Below are 3,108 nucleotides of genomic sequence, written 5' to 3'. Positions count from 1 at the left end.
TCGTTGTGAGTAGCGGGAATCAAACTCTCCGCCGGCTCTTCCTTCTCGTGGCATTCCAAAGAGATAATCTTCTGGTTTTTCAGCTTCGATATACTTTTTGAGTCCCCGAATCAAATGCTCCGAAAGTGGCAAATAGCGGTCTTTTTTGCCTTTTCCTTGAACCACTTTCAACTGTTTTCGATCAAAATCTAAGTCGCATAAACGGAGATTTCTGACTTCCATACAGCGCAGTCCGCAACCGTACAAAATACCGATTAATATTTTGTGTTTTAAAAGTTTACAGCCGGACAACATCTGCCAAACCTCCTGTTTACTAAGCACTACAGGCAGTTTTTTCTCTTTTTTAATTTCCGGAAGACTCAAAAAATCATAGCTCAAACCTTCCGATTTCAGTAGAAATCGAAGTCCGTAAACGGTATGTTTAAAATACGACTGTGAAGGTGATTTTGATTTTTTCTGAAGGTAAAAAAGGTAATCTTGAATTTGCTCTGAATCCAATTCTGTAGGAATTTTCCCGAAATGTAGCGACACCGACGCGACGTGTCTAGAGTAATTGTTGAACGTGCTTTGACTACGCCCCAAAACCGAAACGGTACGTTCAAATCTACCTAAAAGTTCTGTAAAACCTGGAACTTCGCGCTTTGCCTGATTGATGAGTTTGTTTTCTCTAAGCTCTTCTAAACTCTTTTTTTTGTTGTCATTGTATTGAATTTTAATTATCTTTACAAAGTAACTAATTTATACCAACGGTAAAGCTACCGAAGGTTTAGTTCAACAGCACCTACCCAAAAGTGGCGGTTCAGTTGTTAAATCAAGCTTTGTGCATCTATCAAAGTTTGTGCTTGGTTGACAGTGAACCGCTTCGAAATCGCCACCTTCGGGTAGCTGCAAAACGTTGGCGGTAATTTTACCAAACAGAATGTTGAAAATAAAAAAGTATAATCCGATGAAGCTATAAGTAACTGTCCAAAATAAACAACGTAAAACTTTTTCATTGCTTTCAAAAAGTAGTGAAAATTTCTATTATCAACATTTAAAAATTAGAAAAATGACACAGTTACAAATGATTGACAAAACAAAATATATAGCGCAACAAGACGAAAATGTTTCCGCCGTTTTTATGTATGGTTCATTTACCAAAAACGAAGGAGACAAATATTCTGACATCGAATTTTACATCTTCTTGAAAAATAAAGAAAATTTCTCGACAGAAAAATGGGTAAATCAAATTCATCCTTTGGCTTTATATTTTACAAACGAATATGGAAGTGAAGTTGCTATTTTCGAGAATATGGTCAGAGGAGAATTCCATTTTTTAAAAACGGAGGAAATTGAAATTATCAAATCTTGGGACGGAATTGTTGAATTTAGCGATTTTGACCAAATGAACCTAACCGACAAAGATGGACTTTTAACGAAAACGCTTAATCAAATCAAAACGAAATCGCCCGAAAGAATAACAAATGAAAATATTTTGTGGTTAAGCCAATCATTACTGAATGTTGTACTGACAACAAGCAACTTGATTAAACGAGAAGAATTTGCTCACGCTCATCACAGTTTATCAAATGTGCAGAAATACTTGCTTTGGCTTATAAGAGCAAGAACAAGCAAAACGCAACATTGGGAAAGTCCGACTAAAAGTCTCGAAAAGGACATTGACACGATTTGGTATTCAGAGTATAAAAAAGTAACATCAGATTTAAATCCCAAAAACATCGTTTTGGCTTTTGAGAACTCATTAAATTTATCGGAAAAACTATTTGATGAACTAAATATTGAACCCAAACTGAAAGAAATCCTACACAAAATAAGATAAAAAAACTACCGCCAATAATAACTAAGTTTTCGTCTTGTCCGAAGGACACGAGATGAAAACCCTGTTGAGCGGAACCTTCGGGAGCTTTTAACAGTTTTTTCAAACACTATGGGTTTATCGTAAAGTTTTTAGAAGATATTTCAAGAGAACAGGACGTTCTCTTTTTTTTGCCATTTTGCTGATTTTTAATTAGTTTACAAAGTAACTAAATATGGCGCTGAGAAAGCTACCGAAGGTTTAGTTCAACACGGTATTTGCAAAAGGCGGGGATGAATATATAAAACAAACACTCGATTCCTTTAGCCGCAGCTGCTTTTCATATTGTTTTTTTCCTTAATTTAGACAATCTGAAAAAGCATCTGCTCCGGTTGGTCGAAATTGAACTTTCAGTTAAATTTAGCGCGCCCTTCGCAAATACTTTTTCCGTTAACTGCAATTTTACAACCACTCGTCATAAACCTCAAAAAGTGAAAATTATCAAACTTCTATTTTCCTCAATAATTTTATTTTTGTCGATTTTAAATTGTCACGAAAAAAAATCCGATGCTATTAACAATTCTAAAAAAACTTTAACTCCAATATCTACTTATAAAAAAGATACGGTTAAAACTTTCAAAAATTATCAAAAAATTGCAAATAATATAGATTCTGGAAATACAAAAATAGCTATTAATACTATCGAAGCAGACGCCGATTTTCAACAAGAAGCAAACGATAAATTAAACAAACTTTTAAATTATTATGGCAAAAATATACCTGACTATTATGCTGGTGCATATATTGATGAAAAAGGAAATTTAGTAATAAATATAAAAGGTGAGTTAGAAGGCGCTAAGAGAAAAGTTAAGAACATAATTGGATCTCAAAACATCACATTCAAAGGAAAAAAGTTTTCTCACGCAGAATTAACTAAAATAATGGATTTCCTAAATGGTTTTGCTTTAAAACCAGAAAATAAAAAATATATGAAAAATATATCTGGATGGAGTCTCATGGAGATTGAAAATTATGTCGAAATTTGTTTTGTAGAAATGAAAAAATATAGTGAATCTGATTTTAGAAAGTATATCCTTGACTCTGAAGCTCTTCATTTCAAAGAATGTGGTAGATTCGAATATCAATAACTTATATTCACAATTTAAATAAAAACTGCAGTTAATAATAGCTAAGTTTTCGTTGCGTGCGAAGCACGAACAATGAAAACCCTGTTGAACGGAACCTTCGGCAGCTTTTGGTTGGGTATTTTCCCACACTATGGGTTTATCGACAAAAGATTTTTAGAGATACAG

The 3,108-nt window shown here is 33.7% G+C and carries 3 protein-coding genes; 2 read left to right on the top strand and 1 reads right to left on the bottom strand.

From position 1 onward, the window contains the following. Nucleotides 1-531 (bottom strand): tyrosine-type recombinase/integrase (locus QWT87_RS20890; RefSeq protein ID WP_302718651.1); only part of this gene is annotated, 531 nt, incomplete at its 3' end. 517 nt (nt 532-1,048) lie between these two features. Between QWT87_RS20890 and lnu(H) the strand changes: the two genes are divergently transcribed. Together lnu(H) and QWT87_RS20880 are read left to right on the top strand one after the other, a co-directional pair. Then, nucleotides 1,049-1,819, top strand: coding sequence for a lincosamide nucleotidyltransferase Lnu(H) (gene lnu(H) / locus QWT87_RS20885; RefSeq protein ID WP_064964663.1), 771 nt, complete (start codon nt 1,049-1,051; stop codon nt 1,817-1,819). Nucleotides 1,820-2,286: 467 nt separating this feature from the next. Next, nucleotides 2,287-2,943 carry a hypothetical protein gene (locus QWT87_RS20880; RefSeq protein WP_302718646.1) on the top strand — a complete coding sequence of 219 codons (657 nt, stop codon included), beginning with the start codon at nt 2,287-2,289 and terminating at the stop codon, nt 2,941-2,943. The last annotated feature ends 165 nt before the right edge of the window (nt 2,944-3,108 follow it).

The sequence above is a fragment of the Chryseobacterium urinae genome (assembly GCF_030518295.1).
GTDB lineage: Bacteria > Bacteroidota > Bacteroidia > Flavobacteriales > Weeksellaceae > Chryseobacterium > Chryseobacterium mucoviscidosis.
The sequence above is the reverse complement of the archived record's forward strand: the minus strand, read 5'-3'. Positions and strand labels throughout refer to the sequence as shown.